The organism is Helicobacter anseris, from assembly GCF_003364335.1.
Lineage (GTDB): Bacteria > Campylobacterota > Campylobacteria > Campylobacterales > Helicobacteraceae > Helicobacter_H > Helicobacter_H anseris.
This window is the reverse complement of sequence record NZ_NXLX01000005.1, coordinates 15,995-41,240: the sequence shown is the minus strand read 5'-3', so window position 1 is coordinate 41,240 and position 25,246 is coordinate 15,995. Positions and strand designations below refer to the sequence as shown.

Annotated in this window: 28 protein-coding genes and 2 pseudogenes; 4 read left to right on the top strand and 26 right to left on the bottom strand. The window is 32.8% G+C overall.

The genetic code is table 11. The annotated features are described in order from the left end of the window. Positions 1–8 precede the first annotated feature (8 nt). Positions 9–563 carry a Fe-S-containing hydro-lyase gene (locus CQA57_RS03100; protein ID WP_115578775.1) on the top strand — a complete coding sequence of 185 codons (555 nt, stop codon included), beginning with the start codon at positions 9–11 and terminating at the stop codon, positions 561–563. Here CQA57_RS03100 and CQA57_RS03095 read toward each other — a convergent pair. The 8 genes from CQA57_RS03095 to CQA57_RS03060 all read right to left on the bottom strand — a co-directional run bounded on the left by CQA57_RS03095 (position 560) and on the right by CQA57_RS03060 (position 8,850). Beyond that, positions 560–781 (bottom strand): YdcH family protein, encoded by a 222-nt coding sequence (locus CQA57_RS03095; RefSeq protein ID WP_115578774.1) that lies wholly within the window; start codon positions 779–781, stop codon positions 560–562. The genes CQA57_RS03100 and CQA57_RS03095 overlap by 4 nt on opposite strands. A gap of 63 nt (positions 782–844) precedes the next feature. Beyond that, positions 845–1,984, bottom strand: a complete 1,140-nt coding sequence (locus tag CQA57_RS03090; RefSeq protein ID WP_115578773.1) for an ABC transporter permease — start codon at positions 1,982–1,984, stop codon at positions 845–847. Then, positions 1,981–3,060 (bottom strand): ABC transporter permease, encoded by a 1,080-nt coding sequence (locus tag CQA57_RS03085; RefSeq protein ID WP_115578772.1) that lies wholly within the window; start codon positions 3,058–3,060, stop codon positions 1,981–1,983. The genes CQA57_RS03090 and CQA57_RS03085 overlap by 4 nt, the downstream gene beginning before the upstream one ends. Continuing rightward, the gene (locus CQA57_RS03080; RefSeq protein ID WP_115578771.1) at positions 3,060–4,124 is read right to left on the bottom strand and encodes an HlyD family secretion protein; all 1,065 of its coding nucleotides are present in this window, start codon (positions 4,122–4,124) and stop codon (positions 3,060–3,062) included. Before CQA57_RS03080 ends, CQA57_RS03085 begins: the two co-directional genes overlap by 1 nt. 12 nt (positions 4,125–4,136) lie before the next feature. Continuing rightward, entirely contained in the window at positions 4,137–5,516 is a 1,380-nt protein-coding gene (locus tag CQA57_RS03075) for a TolC family protein (RefSeq protein WP_115578770.1), read from the bottom strand. Between the two features lie 35 nt (positions 5,517–5,551). Continuing rightward, on the bottom strand, positions 5,552–7,156 hold the full coding sequence (locus CQA57_RS03070; RefSeq protein WP_115578769.1) for an ABC-F family ATP-binding cassette domain-containing protein: 1,605 nt from the start codon (positions 7,154–7,156) through the stop codon (positions 5,552–5,554). 64 nt (positions 7,157–7,220) lie between these two features. Further along, the gene (locus tag CQA57_RS03065) at positions 7,221–7,910 is read right to left on the bottom strand and encodes a cytochrome b/b6 domain-containing protein (RefSeq protein ID WP_115578768.1); all 690 of its coding nucleotides are present in this window, start codon (positions 7,908–7,910) and stop codon (positions 7,221–7,223) included. Continuing rightward, a complete protein-coding gene (locus CQA57_RS03060; RefSeq protein WP_115578767.1) occupies positions 7,894–8,850 on the bottom strand; it encodes a 4Fe-4S dicluster domain-containing protein in 957 nt (318 codons plus the stop codon). Before CQA57_RS03060 ends, CQA57_RS03065 begins: the two co-directional genes overlap by 17 nt. Before the next feature lie 94 nt (positions 8,851–8,944). Between CQA57_RS03060 and CQA57_RS03055 the strand changes: the two genes are divergently transcribed. Beyond that, complete coding sequence (locus CQA57_RS03055; protein WP_170126810.1) at positions 8,945–9,592, top strand: Crp/Fnr family transcriptional regulator; 648 nt, start codon at positions 8,945–8,947, stop codon at positions 9,590–9,592. On the opposite strand, the gene CQA57_RS03050 is transcribed toward CQA57_RS03055, so the two are convergent. Then, entirely contained in the window at positions 9,589–10,581 is a 993-nt protein-coding gene (locus CQA57_RS03050; protein ID WP_115578765.1) for a lipid A deacylase LpxR family protein, read from the bottom strand. The two genes, CQA57_RS03055 and CQA57_RS03050, sit on opposite strands and share 4 nt — an antisense overlap. 58 nt (positions 10,582–10,639) lie before the next feature. Here CQA57_RS03050 and CQA57_RS03045 point away from each other — a divergent pair, with 58 nt between their 5' ends. Further along, positions 10,640–11,320, top strand: coding sequence for a hypothetical protein (locus CQA57_RS03045; protein WP_115578764.1), 681 nt, complete (start codon positions 10,640–10,642; stop codon positions 11,318–11,320). Positions 11,321–11,338: 18 nt separating this feature from the next. Beyond that, entirely contained in the window at positions 11,339–11,959 is a 621-nt protein-coding gene (locus tag CQA57_RS03040) for a hypothetical protein (protein ID WP_115578763.1), read from the top strand. Here CQA57_RS03040 and CQA57_RS03035 read toward each other — a convergent pair. The 17 genes and pseudogenes from CQA57_RS03035 to CQA57_RS02955 form a co-directional block, all read right to left on the bottom strand. Beyond that, the gene (locus CQA57_RS03035; RefSeq protein ID WP_115578762.1) at positions 11,951–12,595 is read right to left on the bottom strand and encodes a DNA-methyltransferase; all 645 of its coding nucleotides are present in this window, start codon (positions 12,593–12,595) and stop codon (positions 11,951–11,953) included. The two genes, CQA57_RS03040 and CQA57_RS03035, sit on opposite strands and share 9 nt — an antisense overlap. 110 nt (positions 12,596–12,705) lie before the next feature. Continuing rightward, positions 12,706–13,104: a restriction endonuclease subunit S gene (locus CQA57_RS03030; protein ID WP_245941847.1), complete on the bottom strand. Its 399-nt coding sequence runs from the start codon at positions 13,102–13,104 to the stop codon at positions 12,706–12,708. A gap of 81 nt (positions 13,105–13,185) precedes the next feature. Further along, on the bottom strand, positions 13,186–13,731 hold the full coding sequence (locus tag CQA57_RS03025) for a restriction endonuclease subunit S (RefSeq protein ID WP_170126809.1): 546 nt from the start codon (positions 13,729–13,731) through the stop codon (positions 13,186–13,188). After that, a complete protein-coding gene (locus CQA57_RS03020; RefSeq protein WP_115578759.1) occupies positions 13,721–15,667 on the bottom strand; it encodes an HsdM family class I SAM-dependent methyltransferase in 1,947 nt (648 codons plus the stop codon). Before CQA57_RS03020 ends, CQA57_RS03025 begins: the two co-directional genes overlap by 11 nt. 11 nt (positions 15,668–15,678) lie before the next feature. Next, on the bottom strand, positions 15,679–17,658 hold the full coding sequence (gene guaA, locus CQA57_RS03015; RefSeq protein WP_245941841.1) for a glutamine-hydrolyzing GMP synthase: 1,980 nt from the start codon (positions 17,656–17,658) through the stop codon (positions 15,679–15,681). Positions 17,659–17,810: 152 nt separating this feature from the next. Further along, a pseudogene (locus CQA57_RS03005) lies at positions 17,811–17,989 on the bottom strand (ABC transporter ATP-binding protein); the annotation flags it as partial. Then, positions 17,962–18,099 (bottom strand): hypothetical protein, encoded by a 138-nt coding sequence (locus CQA57_RS08145; protein ID WP_170126808.1) that lies wholly within the window; start codon positions 18,097–18,099, stop codon positions 17,962–17,964. The pseudogene CQA57_RS03005 and the gene CQA57_RS08145, both read right to left, overlap by 28 nt. A gap of 63 nt (positions 18,100–18,162) precedes the next feature. Continuing rightward, positions 18,163–19,065, bottom strand: coding sequence for a radical SAM protein (locus CQA57_RS03000; RefSeq protein ID WP_115578758.1), 903 nt, complete (start codon positions 19,063–19,065; stop codon positions 18,163–18,165). Between the two features lie 137 nt (positions 19,066–19,202). Then, a pseudogene (locus CQA57_RS08345) lies at positions 19,203–19,355 on the bottom strand (glutamine amidotransferase-related protein); the annotation flags it as partial. A 37-nt stretch (positions 19,356–19,392) separates the two neighbouring features. Next, positions 19,393–20,214, bottom strand: coding sequence for a carboxylating nicotinate-nucleotide diphosphorylase (gene nadC / locus CQA57_RS02990; RefSeq protein ID WP_115578756.1), 822 nt, complete (start codon positions 20,212–20,214; stop codon positions 19,393–19,395). After that, the gene (nadA, locus tag CQA57_RS02985; RefSeq protein WP_115578755.1) at positions 20,214–21,212 is read right to left on the bottom strand and encodes a quinolinate synthase NadA; all 999 of its coding nucleotides are present in this window, start codon (positions 21,210–21,212) and stop codon (positions 20,214–20,216) included. Before nadA ends, nadC begins: the two co-directional genes overlap by 1 nt. Then, entirely contained in the window at positions 21,212–21,991 is a 780-nt protein-coding gene (locus tag CQA57_RS02980; RefSeq protein ID WP_115578754.1) for a phosphatidylserine decarboxylase, read from the bottom strand. Before CQA57_RS02980 ends, nadA begins: the two co-directional genes overlap by 1 nt. Then, a complete protein-coding gene (locus CQA57_RS02975) occupies positions 21,992–22,675 on the bottom strand; it encodes an arginyltransferase (RefSeq protein WP_407918731.1) in 684 nt (227 codons plus the stop codon). 50 nt (positions 22,676–22,725) lie between these two features. Continuing rightward, on the bottom strand, positions 22,726–23,205 hold the full coding sequence (locus CQA57_RS02970) for a DUF6115 domain-containing protein (RefSeq protein ID WP_115578752.1): 480 nt from the start codon (positions 23,203–23,205) through the stop codon (positions 22,726–22,728). Further along, positions 23,198–23,755: a hypothetical protein gene (locus tag CQA57_RS02965; RefSeq protein ID WP_115578751.1), complete on the bottom strand. Its 558-nt coding sequence runs from the start codon at positions 23,753–23,755 to the stop codon at positions 23,198–23,200. Before CQA57_RS02965 ends, CQA57_RS02970 begins: the two co-directional genes overlap by 8 nt. After that, positions 23,748–24,656: a menaquinone biosynthesis prenyltransferase MqnP gene (gene mqnP, locus CQA57_RS02960; RefSeq protein ID WP_407918730.1), complete on the bottom strand. Its 909-nt coding sequence runs from the start codon at positions 24,654–24,656 to the stop codon at positions 23,748–23,750. The genes CQA57_RS02965 and mqnP overlap by 8 nt, the downstream gene beginning before the upstream one ends. 9 nt (positions 24,657–24,665) lie before the next feature. Then, positions 24,666–25,208 carry a DUF502 domain-containing protein gene (locus CQA57_RS02955; protein WP_115578750.1) on the bottom strand — a complete coding sequence of 181 codons (543 nt, stop codon included), beginning with the start codon at positions 25,206–25,208 and terminating at the stop codon, positions 24,666–24,668. Positions 25,209–25,246: the final 38 nt, after the last annotated feature.

Sequence of the window (25,246 nt, the reverse complement as noted above, 5' to 3'; positions counted from 1 at the left end):
AGTCATGTATGCAAACTATACATTTACAAGCACCTTTTAATAAACAGGTCTGCCAAAAACTTAAAGCTGGGGATAAAGTTCTTATCTCTGGAAATATACTAGCTGCAAGAGATGCGGCACATAAAGCACTATTTGAAGCTTATCAACGACAAGAAAAATTTCCCATAGATTTGAAAAATCAAATTATTTATTACTTAGGTCCAAGTCCAGCAAAACCTAATCAAATTATTGGTTCAGCAGGACCTACAACAAGTGGTAGAATGGATAAATACACCCCCATGATGATAGAAAATGGAATCAGTGGCATGATTGGAAAGGGATATAGAAGTCAAGAAGTTATTGATTGTATGATTGCAAACCAGGTAGTTTATATGGTAGCTGTTGGAGGGGCTGCGGCTCTTATTTCTCAGTGTATATTAGAATATGAAATACTTGCTTACAAAGAATTAGGACCAGAAGCAATAGCAAAACTCACAATAAAAGACTTTCCTGCTATCGTGGCTATTGATTGTTTTGGAAACAACTTCTATGAGATAGGGCAAAAACCCTATCAAAAATACTAATTAGATTTTTTATACTCCATTATCATTGCATATACTTGATCTTTTAAAAGCAATTTTTGCTTTTTTAAGGTTTCAATTTCAAGATTACCTAAAGGCTCAATACCATTTTCTGCATTTGTAATCTTTTGATCTAGTTCATTATGCTCATTAAAAATCTTCTCAAAATGTGCATTTTGTTGTTTTAATTTTGAAATTTCATCTCTATATTCGTGAAACATTTTATTCTCCTTGTTTTTAATATGATATTTCTATTTTATCATAGTAACCCTGAATCTTAATAACTAATTCTTCATCCGCTTTATTTTTCTATTTCTATAAAAATATGCAAAACTGCTAAATATTCCCCCTAAAGCAAGTAACCAAAAGAAATGGGGCATAATCTGCTCAAGATGCGCACCCATTTGATTTAATCTCAAAAAACCATTGATACCATGGTATGCTGGAATAAAATTTGCCAAATACTTTAAAAAATCTGGAATCAAATCACTTGGCCAAATAAACCCTAAAACAAACACAATGGGCAATGATGAAACAAGCACAATTTGGGTTGGCAAAGAAGTGTCTTTAATCAAAAATCCCAAAAAGATTCCAAGAGAAAGAATTGCAAAAATAAATACAAATGCAAAACACCAAAAATCTAGCCAATTTGCTTGAATATTAACATGATACATCTGAAAGAAAAAACCAAAAAATAATAAAAATAAAATAAAGTATATTGCTCCAAACACCAAAAATCTAGCTATTATCAGTTGCAAAGATGATGCTTTGATGTAATAGCTATCTGGATTATTTTCATAATTTTGAAAAGCCCCAATTAGCATTGTTCCGCCGATAGCAGTTTGATGTAAAATAAAAATTAGCACTGCTGCTAAAGCATAATTTAAATATCCGATACTTGAATTGAATAATGGGATAGAATCCTTTGTTAAAAGATTGGCTTCATGCACCAAATAATGATTTTGAATCATTTTCATTTCAATTTTTATTTGATCCCCTAGCGCGTTTGCAGCATTATTTAATCCTTCTACAATTGTTCCATAGACAGAAAAATAAGAAGCATTTGCAACATACCCAAGATAGATAGGTATTCCCTTATGTACATTAGATTCAAATCCCTCTGGTATTACCAAATATCCAAAAATCTTATTTTCTAACAACAAATCCTTTGCTGCTTTTTGAGAATCTAAAACATACTCAATACTCACTTGCGGTAAGGCGCTTACAAAAAATATCAATTCTCTTGATGTATTTGTTTTATCCATATCTATTATTGCAATTTGTTGCTTTCTAATCACATCTTTTTTATAAGGTGTGGGATATAAAAAAGCATACATCAAAGAACCGCCAAGCACTATAAGCAAAATAGTTCCGTTGCTAAATACGGCCTTAAATTCCTCTATAAGAATGCGAAAAAAATTCAAATTTTCCCCTTTAATTTATAAAACAAAAATCCAAGCGGAATAAATAATAAAAAAGGCAACATTTGTGAGAGAATTTTCAATCCATCAAGTATATTGCCTCCATAATTTGCTTGTTGAAAATAAAATTTCATAAAATAAGAGATAGGAAGAATATTGCTCCAAAAAATTGCAAAATTATCCATCGCACTTTGTGGATAAGTAACTCCTGCAAATGCTAAACTAGGTGCTGTATAAGCTGCAATCAATCCTATGGATTTGGTAGCATTCTGATAAGCTCCTTGCAATGTTAAGACAATACCACTAACACAAATACCAAGCATTAAGAATCCTAAAAATAAAAAAGTAACATTCCCAACTAAAGGATAACCCAAAATACTAAAGAAAAAAACCATTGCCATGCCCCAAAATGTGAAGACAAAGAGATTAAAAGAAAATCTTGCCCATAAATCCAAGGAATCTCTTAAGGGATATTTCAATAGATTTAATAAACCCAAAGCTACTAAAATTTGCCACATGCATGGCAATATCAAAGTAACCAAAAATTGCGCATAACTACTTTTACTATTAAACAATGGATTTATATGGGGTAAAATAGGCACGCTTTGACCTAGTGCCATATTCATATTTTTTGTTTTTACAAGATTGTTACCGGTTTGAATCTTTGCATTTAAAATAGTCATAATTTGTAAAAATGCATTATCCAGTGCCTTGCCAATCAAAATAAACTGCGTATTGTAATAAAAAGCAACTTTTTGCTCTACCCCCATTTTTACACCTCTTTGCAGTCCATAGGGAATTACTGCTAGAGCATAAATATTACCATCGCTTAAATCTTTTTTTGCTTCAGCAATAGAGTTATAATGTTGCTTTAACAAAAAAGTGGGAGATACTTGCATATCATAAATCAATTCTTGCGAAAGGGTGCTTTTATCCATATCCACCACACCAACAGGGAGCTTTCTAGGTAATGCATCAGCAAAAATACTATAAATTATTGCGCTCAACAAAATGGGCATTAAGATATAAACAATCCAAAGGAATTTATTGCGTGCAAGTATCCAAAATAATGGAGGCATCAATCTACCCTAACCAACACACTCATTCCCACTCTAAAACCTTCAATTTTTTCTAAAGGCTTTGCTTCAATCTCATAACTTTTCATATCATATCCCCTATTACTTGCAGTAGCTTTCCAAGTTGCAAAATCACCCATTACAGAGATATAATGCACTTTAAATTTTACTTTCTTTTGCAATGCAGGAATATATCCTTCAAACACAGTATCTTTTTGAAATTTCATAAGATGCTGTTCGCTAATGCTAATTTTTAGCCAAGAATCCTCCAAGTCTATCAGCAAAACTACAGGAAACCCGCTAGGACTAAGCTCTCCATCATGCAATAACACATTACTCACTTCTCCAGAGATAGGAGCATAAGCATTGATATCTTTGATATAAGCTTGGACTTCACTCACCTGACCTTTTGCAGCATTCTCTTTTTCAAAAACTGCGCGCTTGGTTTCATCTCGCATACCTTCTAAAGCAATCTTATATTGCTGATAAGCCGCATCTTCATTATGTTTTGCACTTTCAAATGCAGCAAAAGCCTCATCTTTTCTTTGCAAACTCACAACACCACTTTCATAAAGCTCTTTGATTCTCTTATAGGTTTTTTCTGATAAATCTGCCATTGCTTTTGCTGAAGACCAAACATCTTTTGCTGCTATTATTGCTTCCTGTCTTGAGCCCTTATTTGCCTCCTCACTCAATGCTTTTGCAGCCTCATATCCTGCTTGTGCTTGGGTTAATTTTGCCTCGACCTCAGGACTATGAATCTGATAGATCAAGTCACCTTTTTTAACCATATCTCCCTTTTTTACTCTAATCCCCTCAACCCTTCCTGCCAATTTTGAGCTTACACTATATTCTCTTGCTTGTATTTGCCCTTGAATAAATTCTGGTTTTGGCTGATAAGCTCTATAAAAAGTTAATCCTAGCCACACAATAATACAAAGCACCAAAGCACCAAAAAACAAAAGTTCTAGTTTCTTTTTATTATTTTTTTTATTTATAGTTTGTGATGCTTGCTCTTTATTTTTATCTTTTTTTACTTTTTTATTTTGTTTTTTGTCTTTTTCCATAATTTTTCTACCTTATTGTTGAATTTCATAAAACATTGAAACACTATCACTTACTGCCATAAGTTTTGAGAGCAATACAATGTATTTATAAGCAATGCTTTTTTGTTCAATCAAAACTGATGCCAATGCATTTCTCGCATCTACAACCTGCAAACTTGTAGCAAGCCCTTGTGCAAAAGCTTTTTCTTGTAATTTAAGATTCTCTTTTGCTAAATCAATACTAGAATCCAAACTCCAATACTCTTCTTGAGCAAACTGCATTTCCTTATAAGTTCTCTTCACAAGCAATTCCATATCTTTTGAGACTTGAGATTTGGTCTTATCTAGTTGCATTTGTGCAATTTTTGTTGCCTGAATCTGAGGGATTCTACCTCCTATTGTAACCAAAGGCATACGTGCTGCAATTCCAGCATACCATGAGGGCAAGGATTGATTAAATAAAAAATTATTATCAACAAAATAAGATCCAATCAATGTAACCTCGGGTAAAAATTTAGAAATTTCAATTTTCTTCATCTCTTTGGTAATTAAAATTTTTTGATCAAGACTTTTTAAAATGGGATAAGAATCTAAAGTTTTTTGGACAAAATACCCTTCACTCTCCTTTAATGCCGTATGAGGCATAATAATTTTTGAACTTGGATTTACATTCTGTAATCCCAAAACAAGGTCAAGAGCCATTTGGGATACTTCTAGGGCATTTTGAGCTTCTTTTGTTTTATTTTTAGCCTTATCTAAAGCTACTTGCGCACTCAAAACTTCAAGCTTTGCAATTTGCCCTGCTTTCTGAAGCTTTTGTGCATTTTCATAATGATTTTTTGATCCACTCTCAATATCTTGCAAGGTTTGTAAAATTTGCTGTTGTAGCCATACACCATAATAAATTTTTGTCAATTCCTCAAAAGTGGCTAATTTTTTTAGACGCAATGCCTCATTTGCATCAACCTCTTGTAATTTAGCAATTTTTGCAGCATAGATTCTTTTACCACCAGTATAAAGAGGATAAATGATATTAAGCGAACCTACAATCACATCTTGTTTAATCACATTGATTTGATCAGGAATGTGACTCAATGCCCCTTGAAACAATGGAGCAAGTGCTGTGCCTGCTCCATTACCACTAGAAATCGTATTTACAATTTTTTGTTTTGTTGCGGTGGTATCAATATTTACCGGATCTGCTAAATGTATATAAAAAGCACTAAAATCAATATTTGGCAAAAAAGAAAGTTTGGAACCCAAAGTAAGCTTCTCTTGTCTTTTCACTCCTAATTCTTCAGCCTTAATCCCATCATTATGTTCTAAAACATAATGCCAAGCCTCCTGCATACTTAAATCTTTTGTTAAACCAAAAAGAAAAATACTTACAATAAAAAATATCGCTCTTAACACAAAACTTCCTCTAAAAAGTTGATTATGCAATTATACTACTTTTGACTCAAAAGGTATTCCTCATAACTCCCTCTAAAATCAATCACTCTAGCTCCATTATCACCATCATCAACAAGTTCAATAATACGATTTGCAAAGGCACCTATCAACTCCCTATCATGACTTACACAAATCACATTTCCATTAAACTTATACAATGCTTCCCCCAATGCAACAATAGATTCCAAGTCCAAATGGTTACTTGGCTCATCTAATACTAAAAAGTTTCCTCCCTCAAGCATCAATTTTGATAAAACCATCCTATGCTTCTCTCCTCCACTAAGAGCATTGATACTTTTTTCCTGTTCTTCCCCATTAAATAGCATTCTACCTAATGCATTGCGTATCTCCCCGCTATCAGCTTTTTTATCAAAGCCTCTCAACCACTCATAAAGCGTTTCCTCACCCTTGATTGTTTCGCTAACATTTTGAGGAAAATATCCACGCTCTGTAGTAGCCCCCCATTTTACACTCCCACTATCTGGTTGCATTTCTTCTACCAAAATCTTACATAAAGTGCTTTTGCCAACACCATTTCCACCAATAAGAGCGATTTTATCACCTGGTAAAATCTTTAAACTCACATTTTTTAACACAACCTTATCATCATAAGACTTGGATATCCCCTCACACTCTAAAGCCTCATTTCCAATAGTGCGTTTTGGTTTAAAAACAATGCTAGGATCTCTTCTGCTTGAAACTTCAAGTGCTTTAATATCTAGTTTTTCCAATTGTTTTTGGCGAGAAGTAGCCTGTTTTGCTTTACTTGCATTTGCAGAGAATCTTGCAATAAAATTTTCTAATTCCTCTTTTTCCTTTAATTTTTTATTGCGCTCCATTTCTTGTTGCTTTGCAATCAAAGTTGCAGCAATATACCAATCATCATAATTACCGGCAAATTCTCTAATTGTCTTAAAATCTAAATCTAAAATATGTGTGCAAACTGTATTTAAAAAATGCCTATCATGGCTAATAACAATCATTGTTCCTTCATGACGCTTTAAATTTTCCTCAAGCCAGGCAATTGCAGGCAAATCAAGATTGTTTGTAGGCTCATCTAAAAGCAAAATATCAGGTTTTGGAAATAAAACTTGTGCTAATAAAATCTTAAATTTATCACTACCTGTTAAAGTTTTCATCAAATCATCATGCTGAGAGGTAGGAAAGCCCAAATCTTGTAAAATTTTCTCAATCACAACCTCATATTCATACATGGGGTCTTCTTCTGCACATATTATTTCTAGCTCACCAAGTCTCTCATTCACCTTATCATCACTTAAATCCCCTTCAAGATAAAGTTTTTCTTTCTCTTTGATAGCATCAAAAAGTCTTTTATTTCCAATCAAAACAGCATCTTTTAAACTCAAATCCTCAAAAGCATACTGATCTTGCCCTAAAACTCCAAGTTTTGCATTTGGATTGACAACAATCTCCCCACTACTTGCCTCATAAATTCCACAAAGAATTTTTAAAAAAGTAGATTTTCCAGCGCCATTAGCACCGATCAATCCGTATCTTTTTCCAGAATCTAATTTTAAATTGATATTTTCAAAAAGCTTTTTTGTCGCATAATTCATTGTAAGATTTATTGTTTGTAGCATTTTAATCCTCTAAACTTCTTAAGTTATAAAACGCACAATTCTAGCAAAAATATCCTTATTATATTTACTTAGGTCTTTTATCTATGCTTTCTTGCAACACTTTTTTAGCTTCCTTAATCCCTTTATGCCACAAGCCATGCCTGTGCAATACATATTTTGCATCAACTTTGCCACTAAACATTGCACTCAAAAGTTTTCGATTCTCTTTAAAAATAAAAGCACTTAAATGTCCAAAAATAGCAAGAATTATTAAAAATAACCCAATATTATGCAAGGTAGCCACATAAAAATACATTTCATTATTAAGATTAAACCCTGCTAAATTTTTCAAGCTCTTAAGCAATCCTGTAATAATAAGCAACAAAAGGGTACTGCCTATCACAAAGTAAGCAATCCTTTGTTCTGCTAAATATTTAGCACTAGGTGGTTCTTTTTGTTTTAGTAACATGGATTTTATAATTAAAAAACTCTGTTTTAAATCTCCTTTTTTAGGAAAAATATCAAACTCTTTTCTTACAATATGAAATACAATATGAAAAAATACAAACACAATCAAAAAAAATGAAGCTATATAGTGTAAAACTAGATTAAAAGAATAATCTCCACTCCAATGCATTAAAAATATTTCATTAATTCCATATCTTTTTGCTACAGGAAGTTGAAAAATTCCTGTTATTATCAAAAGAAAAACATTTATTGCTATTCCCCAATGAATTATCCTATTTAGTAAGCTTTGTCTAACTATCTTGCTCATCTTTACTCCTTTTAACAGCAATAATCCCTGCAATAGCGCCTATAAATGGAGCAGCTAAGACACTTTTTATTAATTTTTCCTGACTTAACACTTTATTTTCTACTTCTACTTGCATATGTGGTGTTCCCTTTTTGTTTTGATATTTTTCCTCTAATGCCAAATTAATTTTCTCAAAAGGTATTTTTGAATAATATAAAGTTGAAGTTCCCCCATTTTGGATATCTCCATAAATATAACCTCCTTGCCTTTTTACTTTTTCATGAGCTAAATGATAAATTTTTTCTCTATCATCAAAAATAATTGCTTGTTTTGGACATCTTTGCTCACACATAGGTTTTTGCCCTTTTATCAACATATCATGACACATGTCACATTTATACATCACTCCGCCTCCAGCAAATTTTGGTGCAAGCTTGAGATAAATTCCAACTCCAGCCTGTCTTTGTGGAATGCCCCAAGGACACATATCCCCGCATTTTGCTCCTCCAAAACAATATTTTTCATCAATCCTTACGGCACCATCTGAAAACTTTTTAATTACCCCAAATGGACAGACTTTTTGACAGCTAGCATCATCACAATGCATACATCTTCTAGGAATAAAGATCTCTTGATCCTCAACCTTTATATGTTGAATAAAAATCCAGTTATAGGGAGTAAGTTTGCCGATATCATCTTTATTATTCGAAAAATCTTCTTTAATTTTTTTAGGATAATAATCTGGTATTTCTTTGATTGGATTTGGATAATTTTGTAAATTCTTTTCCCTACAACCAGCCACACATAAAGGCATAGAATAATCTTTGCAACCATCACACAAACTTAAATCGATTAAACTAGCTTTTGCTTCATTCTTACCAATACTAGCATCTGCACTTGCAATACTTAATACACTTGTTGCAAAAGCTACTTTTTTAAAAAATTTTCTTCGTTCATTCACCTTATTTTCCTTAAATTTGATAAAAAATTATAAAAAATTCAAAATTTTTATTTTGTGATATTGTTACAATATGAATTCAAATAGAGGATTAGAAATGCATTCTTTTATCGCACACTGGATAGACTCACTTATGTTAAAAGACTTAGATTTAAAACAACACATTCTTAAGGCTCTAGTCAATAAGAATTTTATAAATAAAGAGAGACTTTATATTGACACGCAAATGTGCAAAGGATTACTTTTTATTCTTGATGGAAAAGCTAGAATCTTTAGTTTATCAAAGCAAGGAAGAGAAATTGATCTTTTTTATCTTGATGCTGGAGAATGTTGCATTTTATCTGCAAATTGTGTTTATAATAGCGTTGAAATGGATATTATTTTGGAATTTATGCAAGACACAAAGACTGCAATACTCCCTAGTTCAATTTTGCATATATTAAAAGATAATATTATTTTTCAAAATTTTTTAACCCATTTATTAACAAAAAGATTAAGTCAAACAATCACTACATTAAATATTACGAATTTCAAATCTCTTTCTTATAAATTTTCACAATTTGCTTTAAAAAATATGCAAAATAACTCACTTTATATTACACATCAAGAACTTTCCAATCATCTTGGAAGCACACGAGAATCTCTTACTAGACTTCTAAAAAAATTAGAAAAACAAGGGATTGTAAAAAACCTAAGAAAAGAAATTAAAATTCAAGATATTGATGCTCTAAAAAATCTAAATTAAAAACTCCACGCAAAATTAAAACTACCCACACCATGAGCTTTTTCCTGCTTTGCAAACTCCCTTGATGTATAAATTGCTTGATAGGTAAAAGACATTCTTCCAGATACAATGGCAAATCCACTGATAAAATTCCCTACCCAATGCACCAAATCTGCCCTGCGATAGGCATCTAGTGTATTACCTTGAATAAAAAGCTTACGAGCAACATATCCACCATTTACACCTAAGAAAAAATAATATCCCAAACCATCAGCATAAACCCTGCCTGTATTAAGTCCTCCATTTTCTCCAGCAATCCCTTGTGGCAAAAAAGTGCTTTGTAAGTTTCTGCCTATTCTAAAAACCGCTCCTCCTTTGGTATAAATATTGGCATTTCCCATAGCAATTTCAAAATTTGGCAAAACATCAATAGAAAAAATACCAAAATCCCTGATTTTATGCCTATATGTCCAGTCATAGTGAGTATTGAAAATAAATTCATTTTTAATTTGTGTCCCCCATCCTTTTAAAAGAATGCTTCCTATAACACTATGCACAAAATCCTGAGCCTCTCTTGCAAACGATGCATTTCCAGTGATTCCAACCCTAATACCAATATTTTCTAAAATATCCCTTGTTCTATGGTGCCAAAAAAATCCAATATTTGCATAACCTCCATAAGGATGGCTTCCATAAGATGGCTGAGTAGCTCTTCTATCTTTTGGTGCATAAATGCTCTGATTGATTGCAACACTAAAAGAGCTAGCCCCCTTGATAAAACCCAAAGAATCTAAAAACCCATACTCTCCCTCTTTAGAACTAAAAAGCAATCCATGTCCAGCGGTATAATAGCGATCAATAAACACATTAAAATAAGAATCATTTTGAGTAATGATAGAGAGAAAAAATTTCTTATAAGGAACAACTGCGTTATCCTGCTTTGTAATATCTTGAGAATAAATGAAACAAAAACAAAAAACAAATAAGTAAATAAATCTAAAAGCTACCAATCACAAAAACCTAAAAACTAGTATAATTTTCCAAAACCCTCAAATTTGGAATTAAAAAATGATAAAAAAAATTTGTTTATTTTGTGTTTGTTTTTGTCAAACATTTGCCGCAGGATGGACAATTGTTGGAGATACTTTCACGGGAGAAAAGGGAACTTGCGAGTTTGATATCTGGCTTAACACATCAGAACAATCACAAAATCTTGGCTTCTATGGAGATTGTGTAATTTTAAAATATACTTCCATACAGGTTGCAAACAATGCCTCAACCCAAAGCTTTGAAAATAAAGGATTTATCGAAATAGAACAAGGATTTTACACAACACCTGATAACTTTTTTAATATTGGTATTATTGGGGGCAATATCATCAACACAGATATTTCTCATAGAAACAACAATTTTTATTCCTATATCCCTTTAAGCTTTAATTGGTTTGATGCAAAAATGCGCACTACTCTAAATATAGGATGGGCTTATCACACAAGCACACAACAACATCTCTTGACCTTAAGTGGAAGCATTAGTGGCAATATCACCGATAAAATTTGGCTTGTTTCAGAAATCAGCACTTCTAATAATCCTCACATACTCTTAAACTCTTCTTTTTATCAAGTCGGTGCTTCTTTTTTAATCCATAAAGACAATATCTCTTTAGATATTGCATATCTTAATTCTTTTAAACCCCAAGATATTGGAACCATTATCCTTGGAATTACTTTTAATGCTAAAATGTTTTAAAAAAAATAAAGGGATCTTATGCTTTTTCCACCAATCATCATCACTCCAAGTAATTTTGACTACCCTAATAAAAACAAAGTAAAAAGCTTTGGCGATGGAATATCACAATCAGAATCTTTTGTCAAAGCAATAGATTCTGATTGTAAAAAAGCAATTATATTTGCTGGTGGTTTTTGTGATAGTTTTACAAAAGTAGTTTTTAATCATTTTTATACATTTGAGCAAGAAGATTTCTGCAAATTCTACAGCACCTATGATGGATTAGAATATTTCTTGGATATTTTTAAATTATTAGAAACTCAAGGTTTAGAAATATATATCATTGCACATAGCTGGGGTGCTTGCAATAGCATCAAAACACTCTTTAAAACTCAAACTCCAATAAAATATCTCTTGACACTTGATAGCATTTCTTATTCAAGCCCTAAACCCTTAAAATGTGTAAATTTTTGGGAAAATGTTTATATAGAAAATCATTTTTCTTTCAATGCTTCCAATATTGTAGCACTTATCGGACATCCTCAAGGCTCCATAAAATTTGCCAATCTCAATACCGCCCTCAATCCTCCATATGCACATGAAAATGTAGGTGCAATGCTAGCAGCAAGCCAACTTTCAAAGAAAATAGATCTAAGATAAATTAGTCCCTAAAAAATTACGCTTAAGCTCTTTGCAACACTCAAACACACTAAAACTCCCAGCCGCAGGATCTAGCACGATATCCCCCTCTTGTGTGCAAGCAAGAATCAAGGCTTTTTGAAGCCCTTTTGGTTTGCTGTGGGGGTGAGCCCTTAACTCTTCTTTTGAGAGTTTTTCACTCCATACATCTCGGATATTATGAAGATTCCAAGTGCCTTTGGCTTTGATGGGCTTTTTTTGCAAGATAAGTAGATATTCACTTTGTCTTCTTGTGCGGTATCCCATTCCCATTTTTCCCTTATCCCAAGTAATAAGATCTACACTTTGAAATGTAGTGTTTTCTAGCCATTTTTGCACTCCCTCACAGAGATGGAACTTATCAATCCAAAGCATAAGATAGGCACTTGGCTTTAATACCCTGTGAATCTGCAAAATAAATTTAATGATCATCTCTTCACTCATTTGAAAAAGCTCACTTCTCCCCTTTTGCCTCTCCCCCTCATTGCCATACTTCATCTTATCTAACACTCCTCGATACTGAGGATCAAAAAATGCTAGGGCAATGCTCTGATTTTTTACTTGAGAAAGAAGCTCCAAGCCACAGATATCAAGAGGTTGATTGAGTAACCTTTTCATTATTCTCTCTTTTAACTATCTTTAAATGTCATTATACTTGATAGAACCATAAAAAAAGAAATAATAATAAAACTAGGCAATTTTAGAGCAATAAAAAGCTATAATTTTGTCTAGATGTTTTTTTCTATCACTCTCATATAGGATTCCATAAATGCATAATCTGGATTGCCTTTAGAATCTATAGGGAGTAGTAACTTTTCCCTGTTGATTCTTTTATCATTAATTTCACGATTAAAGCTATATTTTTCGCTTAAACGAGCAATGATTGGAAGCAAAAACAAATAAACATACTTACTAAACTTGGGCTGTATAAGTTGTGCAACATGATCGCTTGCAACAAATTCATAAGAATAGAAAAATGCACTCCCGACACTTCCACTATTTGCCAAAGAAATACAATTACTAAATTTTCTTATATTCTCACTATTGTTTATAAAATTATCAACACCATTATTAAGAGCACTTGAAGAAACATAAGGGGTTTTACCTTGAAACTGGTTGTCTTTAATTAATCTTTTTCCTCGCTTTATTTCTTTAAAAACAAAATCAAAACTAAATTCTTTCCATTGAATACCTTTTAACTTTTTTACTTAATTTCTATATTCATCAATTGATATTGTCTCTCCATAGCTACTAGCTAATTTTTTATTATAATAATTTACGATATTGTTAATATATTTCTGTTCTATATTTTTCATATAGTTTTCCATAAACTGCCAGTTTGGATTACCCTTGGAATCTATGGGAAGCATAACCTTGCAATTATCAGCATTTTTTTGCCTAAATTGTTTACCATATGAGTATTTCCTTTTTTGTTTGTTAATACAACAAACAAAAAATATTTTTACATATTTAGATACTTCCTCATTTAAGAAGAAATATATATTATCATCTCCACAAGCTTCATAAGGATGGTAAAAAGAATTTCCAAACATATCTATAGAAATAAAATTCTTATAACTTACAATTTTATTACCTATAAAAGAAGTAATTCCATTATTGCTCTCTCCAGCCGTAAGCAAAGGAATTTTTCCCTTAACTCTTTGCTTTTCAATCAATCTCTTTCCATGATAATTTATAAAAATCTCACTAAGCTTAAATTCTCTCCACTCTACACTAGTTAAGTCATTTTGCATCTTTTTCATCCTCCAATCCAAACAAATAACCTCTGCCATGTGTTATCATATTGAATTCAAAAGTAAGATAATCTGCCATTGTTTTTTCAAACTCTTCATGAGTTGGAATCTCATCATTAAAATAATAAAAACTATGCAACCATTCATCATCTGCTTCTATAGTGGTTTTTACGCAAAATTTACTTGGGGACTCCAGCTCATCATGCCAAACCTTTAATAAATACGCTTTTTTATCTTTGGCATGTATAGTTTCAACCAAGCCCTTATGCTTTTGCACTTCAAAGCCATCATCTTCAAAATTAATAAACTTGCAAATCTTATCCTTGCTATGAGGCATTCCTGTGGTAAAGACAGCTATACAAGGATTAGTCCCTACACCATAAAAAGTATTTTTATTTAAAGTTATTACACCCTCTAAGGTGTGGTGCTTTAAAATATTTGCCTTGATAGCTTTTTCTTCTTTGCTTTTACCTGTCATGGCAGATTGTGGAACTATCACAACGACTTTTCCATCTTTTAAAATAGAATTTAAAAGATGTTCAGTAAATGCAATTTCAGTTAAGTTTTTATCAATCTTACCTTGAGAATAAGGTGGATTCATAAAACCTACATTTGCCATAAAGTTTTCTTGGAGGTTTAATGGATTTTGCTTTAAAAAATCTTCATCATATAGATTACTTTTGCCATCTCCTCTTAAAACCATATTTGCAGTAGCAACAGCAAACATAAAAGATTGCAATTCAAAGCCAAAAAGCTGATTCTTTTTAATCTCTTCTTTCTGTCTTTCATTTTTTGCTTTTAATAACATATAATCCATAGCAGTAATTAAAAAGCTACCTGTTCCACAACATGGATCAAGCACTTTGTCGCTAGCTTTTAAATTTATCAAATCACAAAATAACTCTGTAATATGCGTAGGCGTAAGCACAATACCCAAAGTCTGTCCATCGCCACCGCTAAAACGCATGAACTCACTATAAAATATCCCCAAATAATCATTAGAATTCTTTATAGTATGAATAGAATCAAAAATATTTTCTTTAATAAATTTTGCATAATGCTTTAAGGGGGTGCAGTTGATTTTTAAGCCTTTTTTATCAGTGATTTCACAAAGCTCATTAATCTTTTTGGTATCTTTAATTACAGAAAATTGTGTTAGAACCTTATCATATTTGATTTGAGGTGCAAGATGAGAACGCTTGAGATTTGATTTAATAAGCTCATAAATCTTACTTCCATCAGTATCAATTTCATCATTGTTCAAATACTCTAAATCCAAACCTTTAGCTTTCATCTCATCTAATGCAAGTAAGATTCCTGCTACTACTAATGGTTTATTTCTATCATCTAGAGCCCCATAATTTCTTAAATCTTCATGTAAGGCAGCAGCAATTTTTTCAATCTCTTCCTTTGTTTTTTGTCTGCTAGTTTCTTCTTTTAGTACTTCTCTTTTATAATATTCCTCAATATTTGCTTCATTTAAAAGCATAAAAGTTTCAATGTCTTCTAAAGGCTCTTTTATCAATGCTCCATTATCTACAAATATCGGTGTGATTCTATGTTTTTTACTATCTCCACTTACAGCAATGGCAAAAACTTTTTTATAAGTATTTTGATTTTTAATAATTTGCTTTGCATACCATAAAGCACCATTGAGTGCATAATTTTCTATATCTTTTTGCTCTTGTGAGATAAGATGATTATTATCAAGCTTTATGTGCTTATCTATGTCAGCCTTATTCTCAATCACAATAACAAAATCTTTTACCACACCACAATATTCAGGATATCCTTGTTTATTTGTCCCTTTTTTAGAAGCACTACTTAAAGCCTCGTTCAATTCCTTAATATCCGAACCCTGATAAGTCAATCTAATTTTTGCCTCTTTTAAAAGCTCATATACCCATAAATCTGTTTGCGCTTCTTTTTTTGCCATAATACACCCCCTTACTCCCACTCAATTGTGCCTGGTGGTTTGCTTGTGATGTCATACACTACGCGATTGATTCCCTCCACTTCGTTGATAATGCGATTAGAAATCCTCTCTAGCAAGTCGTGAGGAAGATGAGCAAAAGTCGCTGTCATTCCATCTAGTGCTTCCACAGCTCTCACACAGATTGTATTGTCATAGGTGCGATTATCTCCCATTACTCCCACGCTCTTGACATTGAGAAGCACACAAAACGCTTGCCATACCTTGTCATAATACCCGCTAGAATGAAGCTCTTGAAGGAAGATTCTATCAGCCTTTCTTAAAAGCTCTAAATCCTCTTCATTCACCTCTCCCATAATCCTTATAGCGAGTCCTGGCCCTGGGAAAGGGTGTCGCATTAGCATAGATTCAGGCATTCCAAGCTCTCTTCCTAAAGCCCTCACTTCATCTTTAAATAACTCTCTGAGTGGCTCAATGAGTTCAAACTTCATCCAATCAGGCAATCCACCTACATTGTGATGAGATTTAATCGTCTTGCTTGGTCCTTTGACACTCACAGATTCGATCACATCAGGATAGAGTGTGCCTTGAGCTAGGAATTTCATCTCTCCATTAGCATTGTGTTTTTTAGCTTCAGCCTCAAACACCTCAATAAATGTTTCTCCGATGATTTTTCGCTTCACTTCAGGATCTCTCACACCCTTTAGCTTACCTAAGAAAATCTCCCTAGCATCCACGGTGATGAGTGGCACACCTAGATTTTCTCTAAACATCTCTTCTACTGCCTCTCTCTCATCAGCCCTCAAAAGTCCGTGATCTACAAAGACAGGGATCACCCTCTCCCCGATAGCTCGATAGAGCAATGTCGCTACCACAGAGCTATCCACTCCCCCACTCACAGCACAAAGCACCTTGCCATCTTTGGCAATCTCACGAAGTTTGGCAATCTCACTCTCAGCAAAGTTATGCATATTCCAACTTGTCTTTGCTCCACAGATATTTACTGCAAAGTTTTTAAGCATTTCTCCTCCGCACTCACTATGCACGACTTCTGGGTGAAATTGGATTGCATAAATTTTTCTCTCAAAATCAGCAATCGCACAATAATGCGTATTGCCACTTTTGGCTAGTTCGACAAACCCCTCGGGGATTTTCTCTACTTTATCAGCATGGCTCATCCATACGATAGAATCTTGTTTTACCCCCATAAAAAGATCTTGCTTTAGTGCTTTTTTCTTAATATCCAATGCTAGTTCTACTAACTCTCCTTTTTGCCCAGTAACCTCAAAGCCGATCTCTTGATAAGCGTTTAATCCATTTTTATCATTCTTGTCCCATCTTGATAAAATCACATCACTCTCAATAATTTTATTAGTGATAATAAAATCCAAAAATTCCTCGCACATATCTTTTAGATTCTGTGTCTTATCAATACCATAACATTCAAAATGCTCTTTATTGACGATACAAAAGCCCAAAATAGCATCTTGCTTTTGTAGCATATAGATTTTTTGAGCGCTTTGCAAAGTATTTTTGACATTTTTTACAATCATTTTAATAGTCTTAGCATCCATAAAGCCATGTCTTGCCACAAAACTTTTTTCCCAAACTTGATGCAAAACTTCCAAATCCTCACAAGAAGTGATAAATTTTTCTCTCAACAACTCTAGCTTGGCCTTACCAAATTCTTGAGCTTCAGCCCTAATTACAGAACCACCAAAATGATGAGCGATATATTGCATTCCATAGCAAATACCAAGGATAGGAATACCTAAATCAAATATTTTTTCATCAGGTTTATATGCTCCTTCTTCATATACACTTGCAGGACCTCCACTAAGAATGATTCCTTTAGGATTTTTAGATTTAATAGAATCTAGTTTTTCAAAATAAGGAACAATTTCTGTATAAACTCCTATTTCTCGTAATCTCCTTGCAATAAGCTGTGTATATTGACTCCCAAAATCTAAAACTAAAATCTCTGTTTGATACATTTCACACCTTTTAAAAAATAATTACTCAAATTATAAGGAATATTTGGAGCTTTCCCTACTTATTTTTCTCCAAATACTCCTCATAGTCCCCCTAAAGTCAATTACCTCTGCTATATTTTTTAAACCTTAGCTCAATAATTCAGTTAGCATATGGCATCAATAAGCCCTCTATTATGACTTATATAAATCGCATTACCACTAAATTTATACAACACTTCACCCAAGCAATGATACTCTCAAAATCTAGGTGATTGATAAACTTATCAAGGACTAAAAAGTTTTCACTCTCAAACATAGGATTACTTAGTACCATTCTATGTTTCTCTCCGCCAAAGAATTTTTCCAAAGATTGCCTCTAATCTCGTTGCTATCAGCTTTTTGGATATGTTCAAAGAGTTTTTTTGTCGCATAACGCATTGTGAGATTGATCGTTTGTAACATTTCTAGTCCTTAAAGGAAGTTTCTAAGGGGAAATTATAGATTATTTTCCATATTATTTCAATCTCAAATCCCCCATTCTTTTTGATTCTCCCTCTTAATCACTTTGGCATTTTTCTTGATTAGCTCATGATAAAAATAATTGACTATGATAGGCTTAGAGCGTGGGATGAGGGTATCATCATTATAGACATACTCTATCCCCTTGCCCTCTGCAAATACTTTGAGTTTTGAATCTAGCCACTGCCAATAGTTTTTCTTGCCTTGAGTGTAAATCTCTTGATAGAGAGGGAGAAGTTTGGGGTATTTGGTGCGAATATACTCCATAATCACAGGTTTATAGCTTCCTCTAAGATTAAGGTTTTCAAGCCAAATAAAATGACAATAGCTCTGAGCCTCATTGATAATCGCCTCCACATCAGTGATTTGTGGGAAGATAGGAGAGATGAAACAAGTTGTGGTAATTCCTTCATTATAGAGTATCCTCATCGCTTCAAGTCGCCTTTTTATCGGTACTGCTCTATCCATATCTCTTCTAAAATTCTCATCTAAAGTATTGATTGAGAAAGACACTCTAGCGTTTTTAAAACTTTTTATCAGCTCTAAATCTCTAAGAATCAAGTCTGACTTTGTAGCAATGCTAAGCTTTATCCCACTATCTTTAAGCTCTTCAAGGAGTGCTTTTGTGCGTTGATATGTCCTCTCTTGAGGATTGTAAGGATCAGTTACTGAGCCGATGAAAAGCTCTTTGTTGGCATATTTTTGAGTATTTTTCAAAGGTTGCCAATACTTTACATCCAAAAACTCTCCCCACACTTCAGGGTGATTGCTAAATCTTTTCATAAAACACGCATAGCAATACTTACACGCAAAAGTGCAACCTGTATAAGGATTTGCTGAGTAATCGCATACAGGGAGGTTAGATTGAGAAAGTATGCTTTTGGTTTGAATCTCTTTTATCTCTAGCATTGCTCCCCTCTCAAATCAAATAAATGAGTTTGTTTGGGTTTGAGAAATGATTTTTGCACGCCTTGAGTGATCGTATCCCCTTCTCTAACCTCACCTAAAAGAAGTGGAGAGTTTAGATCGTGAGTTTTGTAGTTTTGTATTGCTTTTTGAGGATTTTTAGATTTAATAGAATCTAGTTTTTCAAAATAAGGAACAATTTCTGTATAAACTCCTATCTCTCGTAATCTCCTTGCAATAAGCTGTGTATATTGACTCCCAAAATCTAAAACTAAAATCTCTGTTTGATACATTAATTTCCTTTTTTTGTTTATAAAATCTACTTTAAATCTAAAGCATTTTCATGCTCATATCAATCCAAGTAGCTTGATGTATCAAAGCACCAGAACTAATAGCATCTACTCCTGTCTCTGCATATTGAATCAAAGTCTCTTTTGTGATATTTCCACTAGCTTCTAATAAAACATGAGGATAAAAACTATTTCTAAATTCCACCACTTCTTTGATGTCTTCAATTTCCATATTGTCACACATTACAATATCTGCCCCACACTCCATTGCTAGTTTTGCAAAAGCAATATCCTCACTCTCAATCTCAATCTTACTTGTCCAAGGCATCTGCTTCCTTGCTTTTTGTAAAAAATCCTTTAAATTAGTGATATATTTTAGATGCGTATCTTTTAACATCAACGCATCATCTAACCCCAAGCGATGATTCTTACCTCCACCATTGCGCACAGAATATTTCTCAAAAACACGAAGCAAAGGTCTTGTTTTTCTAGTATCTAGCAGTTCCACTTGATAGTCTTTTAAAAGCTCAACATAATTCCTTGTTAATGTAGCAATACCGCTTGAATGTTGCAAAAGATTCAAAATACAACGCTCAAGTTTTAAAAGTTTTGTATAAGAACCACTTAATTCAATAATTCCATCAGCTTTTTTAAAACTCTCTCTATCTTTTCTAAAAAATTTTGCTTCAATGCCATATGTTTTGCAAATTTGCTCTACATACACAACCCCAGATAGCACTCCATCAGCCTTAGCCTTTATCAAAGCCTTCACATGAAAATCTTCTTGTATCAAACGCTCAAATAAATCCCCTCGCCCAATATCCTCTCTGTAGATTTCTTTAACAAAATCTTCAACATCCATTATGAAAGCTCCAACATTTTATCCAAAGCCCTTTTGGCCATATCTGCAATTTCTTTATCTAGTAAGATTTCATTATGCACTCTTCCTTGATCATAAGCCTCCAAAAGCTTCAACACATCTTCTGGACTTGTTTCATTCATCGTTGGACACTCTGGAATAGTGCTAGAGAGCACAAAAGTATTATTACTTTGAGGACGCAATCTTGAGACAAGATTAAATTCTGTTCCAACTGCAACAGCCTGAGAATCTGGCAATCCTTTAACATACGCAATAATCTGGCTAGTAGAACCCACAAAATCTGCTTTTTTTACAACTTCTGGCTTGCACTCTGGATGCACCGCAATCAAGATATCCTCATATTTTTGACGATAAAAATCAATATCATCTACACTAAAAAGCTGATGAACTGAGCAAAAACCATTGTAACAAATAACATCAGATTGCAAAATATCCTCTTTGGAATCCATACCTAAAATACTATATTTTAAATTAAACATATCTGCAAGATTTGCACCTAAACATTTATCAGGCAAAAAGAATATCCTCTTGTTTGCACTTCTAGCATATTCAAAAATTTTCTTAGCATTTGCACTTGTGCAGACCACTCCACCCATAGCTCCTACTTTGGCCTTTACTTCTGCACTAGAATTGATATAAGTCATAGGGAAAATATCTTCAATGCCATAACTTTTTAAAAGCTCCATAGATCTATCATAATAATCACTACTAATCATTCTTGCCATAGAACAACAAGCAATCTTTGGCATAATCACTCTTTTATTTGGTGCAAGTATCTTTACACTCTCCCCCATAAATCCCACACCACAAAAAACTACTAAATTTCTAGAATCCTTAGATGCCTTTCTTGCAAGCTCCAAACTATCCCCACAAAAATGTGCAAGCTCTACAACCTCATCTTTTTGATAAAAATGTGCTACCAATAGTGCATTGTGTTTTTCTAATAATTCTTGTATTTTTTCTTTTGTTCTCTCTTGCATTAAAAAATTCCTATACTATCTCCAAACTTAACTTTTTGATTCACTTGCAGATTGCTCTTAAAATCTTTTGCAAAAAGCACCACAGTAGATCCCATTTCAAACATTCCCATTTCCTCCCCTTTTTTTATCTTAATGGGATTATTATAAGCAAAACTACATTTTTGATTTGCTATGGCATTTGTCTGCACTCTTGTTTCAAAATGCAAAGACATTTTTCCAACATTTAATGCACCAATTGCTACAAAAAAGAATTTCTGATTATTCTTATCCCTTGCCACAACAACTACACGCTCATTTTTAACAAAAAGATTCTTATTTTTTCTTAAAGATGGAAAATTTACAGGGAGCAACTCTCCTCCAAAATATCGCACTTCAAGCACTTCTAAATCACAAGGGCTATGATAACGATGATAATCACTAGGAGAGAGATAAAAATTTACAAAAATATATTGAGAGGAAATTTTTTCGCCCAATAATTCCTCTACACTATACTCCATTCCCTTAATTTGCAATGCCCTATCATCTCTAACCTCACCTATTTCTGTAATAAGACTATCTGTAGGAGCAATAACTATTTGATGATTCTCATCAAAAACTCGTTTTTTCTTAAGAGCACGCGTAAAAAGGGCATTAAGGGTTTTATAATTTTCAATAGCATCAAAATCACTCAAATCAATATTAAAAATTCTTATATAAACTTTATTAATAAAGCATTGTATAGGTCTTGGAAATGCAAAAGAAGCGACTTTTCCAAAAATCTTTGAAACTTTATTGGTCACTTATACTCCTTGAAAAATTCGATAATCTAAGGCTTCAAATAAATCTGGCGTATTATACAAAATTTCAAAAGGCATAAATTGAGATTTATATCCAAGACTACGATGATTTGGTATCCAATAACCAGGATAAAAATATTTTATTTGCTTTTGTTTTGCAAAATAAAGTTGCATCAAAATATTAAATACTCCAAGACTTTGTTTTTGAAAATCATGATCATAGAAAAAATAAATTGCGCTAATAGAATCTTTTAAGATATCTGTAAAGCCTACGCCAATTAGCCTATCTTCAAGGTAATAATCAAATTCATAGCCAAAATTTAAACTTCCCAAAATAAAAGTCTCATTATAATAATCCGTGCTAACACCTTGATAATTCCACCCCTTTTTTATCTGCATATTTTTATGATATTTATCATAAAGCAAGAGTTTTTCTTGAGTAAGTGTTGGTTTTTTTATCTCTACTCTAATATGCATATTTTTTTGCAAAACTCTTTTATGGCTTTTTGTGGGAGAAAATTTTGCAACATCTTGCCTAATAGTTTTGCACGCATTACATCCTTTGCAAATAGGAACAAAAAAATGCAATCCAAAACGCCTATAACCCCTCTCTAATAATCCTTGATAGAAATACTCACTACACTCTTCAATATAAAAATACCTAAAACTACTCCTATATCCCTCCAAATAACTACAAGGTGCATCAGGTGGAAAAAATTCAATCAGTTTCAAAACGATTAAAAATCAGTAATATCTGCCAATTTAAGAGTAAATTCCACTTCGCCACGACCTATTCGTAATTCTTTTGCAATAGAATCAATGCTCCACCCCTCTTGGAATAAGCTAATAATGCGTTTTTCATCTATATCACTACTGCCACTCAAATGCCCATAATCTCTAACTTTTCCATCTAATCTCACAAACTTTTCTTCAAAATAAGTTCGGTCACTTTTTAGCATTTCTCGTATTTCTTTTATTTCTCTATATACACTATTGATTTCCTCAGCATTCATTGCTGTATCAAAACGCTCTTTTTCCTTGCTAGCTTGCAATATTTTTTGCAATTGGTGATTGTCATTAGTTGCCTTTTCAATAGCACTCTCTAATAATTTTAGCTGTCTATTAAACTCTTTAATTTTAATAAGAGCAAAAAAAAGCACAAAAAGTGCCACAACAATACTTGCTACACAAATGCCAAATAATACCTCATTACTCATCTTCTTCCCTCTTGGAATGCTTTTGCCATCTTATTTTTTCCATTTCTTTTGCAACTACATAACTATCAAAATCCTGTATATCCCTAGAATGCATTTTTGTCACGCGTAATGCATTCTTACTTAAAGCCTTTGCAAAAATAGCTATTATTCTATCAGAAAAATTTGGCAAAACAAAACGCAGATAATAGCTCTTTCCCACTTCAAGCACATCTTTCTCTATCCACATTACCTCATGCCCTAAACCTAAAATAACACTTTTAGAATCTAAAGCAATCAGCTTTTTTTGATCACCCTGAATCTTTTTTTCTAAATCTAAAACTTTTTTATACAACTCTATTAGTATCTCTAAAACTGCAGCATTTTCACCCTTATCTTTATTTTGTAATCTCTCAAACCATTGTTGCAAACTCTGATGGGCTAAATGCAATGTATAAAATTCTTCCATAAATTTTTCTTCATTTTCACACAATGAAAAATCTACATCCAAAAAGCAATCCACAACCCTTGTTTGAATGCCATTATCTCTACATACACTCAAAAGTTCATGCATAATAAATCCTTGCTACAACTTCTAAAATAATAAATACCAAAAATACAAATCCCAAATATCCATTAGTCACAAAAAAAGCTTTGGGAATATTTTTTAAATCCCTTGCAACGATATATTGCTCATAGCATAGCATTCCTGTTGCACACAAGATTCCAAGAAATCCAAAAATTCCGCTATTGATACTCCATAAAAACCAAAACCAAAAAAATACTGCAAAAAAATGTGAAACTCTTGAGTAAAACAATGTTTTTTCTATCCCAAATTTTGCAGGAAATGAAAAAAGCCCTTCTTTTTTATCAAACTCTATATCTTGCAAAGAATACAATAAATCAAACCCTGCAACCCAAAATAAAACCCCCAATGCCAAAAAAATGCTCCATAAAGGTATTGCTCCCAAAATAGCTACTGCTCCAGCAATAGGAGCCAATCCCAAGGAAAGTCCTAAAATAAAATGTGCCAAAACACTAAAACGCTTCATAAAAGAATAAAATGCCAAAATTATCAAGAAAGGAAAAGAAAGATAAAAGGCCAATTGATTGATAAAAAAACTCACAGCAATAAAGATCAATGCATTGAGACTACAAAATAATATCATCGTAAAAAGACTTATTCTACCATCTACGCTTGGGCGATTCTTTGTTCTTTGATTTTTCCTATCAATATCCCTATCACACAATCGATTAAAACCCATTGCAAAATTTCTCGCACTCACAAGAGCAATAATACATAAGAAAAAAATTTTTATTTCTGAGAATACATCAAAAGAATTTGCAAAATATTTATACATCAAGGCAACACAAATTGCCATAAAACTAAAAGAAGCAGAAAAAATGGTATGTTCAAACATTACCAACTCACTAAAATTTTTAATTTTTTTTGCTATTAAATTAAACACTTTTATGCTCCAAACTTATTTTATCCCTAATGAAACTACTTTTTTCAATCCATCAGAAACACTCATATCTGTCTTTCGTATCTTATCTTTTGGCACTCTAAGTAAAATTCCAGATGTAGGATTTGGTGTAGTAGGGACAAAAACCCAAAAAAAGTCTTCCTCTTCTTTTGTCATAAAGCCAATTACATCACTTCCTGCCAAATCTATCATAGCAACCCCTAGATAGCTTTCACCTCCAGAGCCTGAAAACATTTTTACCACATCTTTCAAAACTCCATAAATAGAACCTATACCAGGAATCTTTGCAATAAAAATCTCTGAAATTTTTAACAAAATAAATTCACGCTTTTTCTCAAATAAATATCCCGCATAAAGCACAATCAAAAATATAATAACAAAAATAACTGAAGTGGCAAAAATACTATTTGCTGTTGTATTGAAAACAAATTGCACTAAATGCTGAATAATCCCATAAAAAAATGAAAGTATCCAAACTAAAATCAAAAAAGGCAAGATTACCAAAAGTCCTTTGCCCAATAAACGAAAAATTCCCTGCAAATCCTACTCCTTTAAAAAAACAAAAATTATAGCTCAAA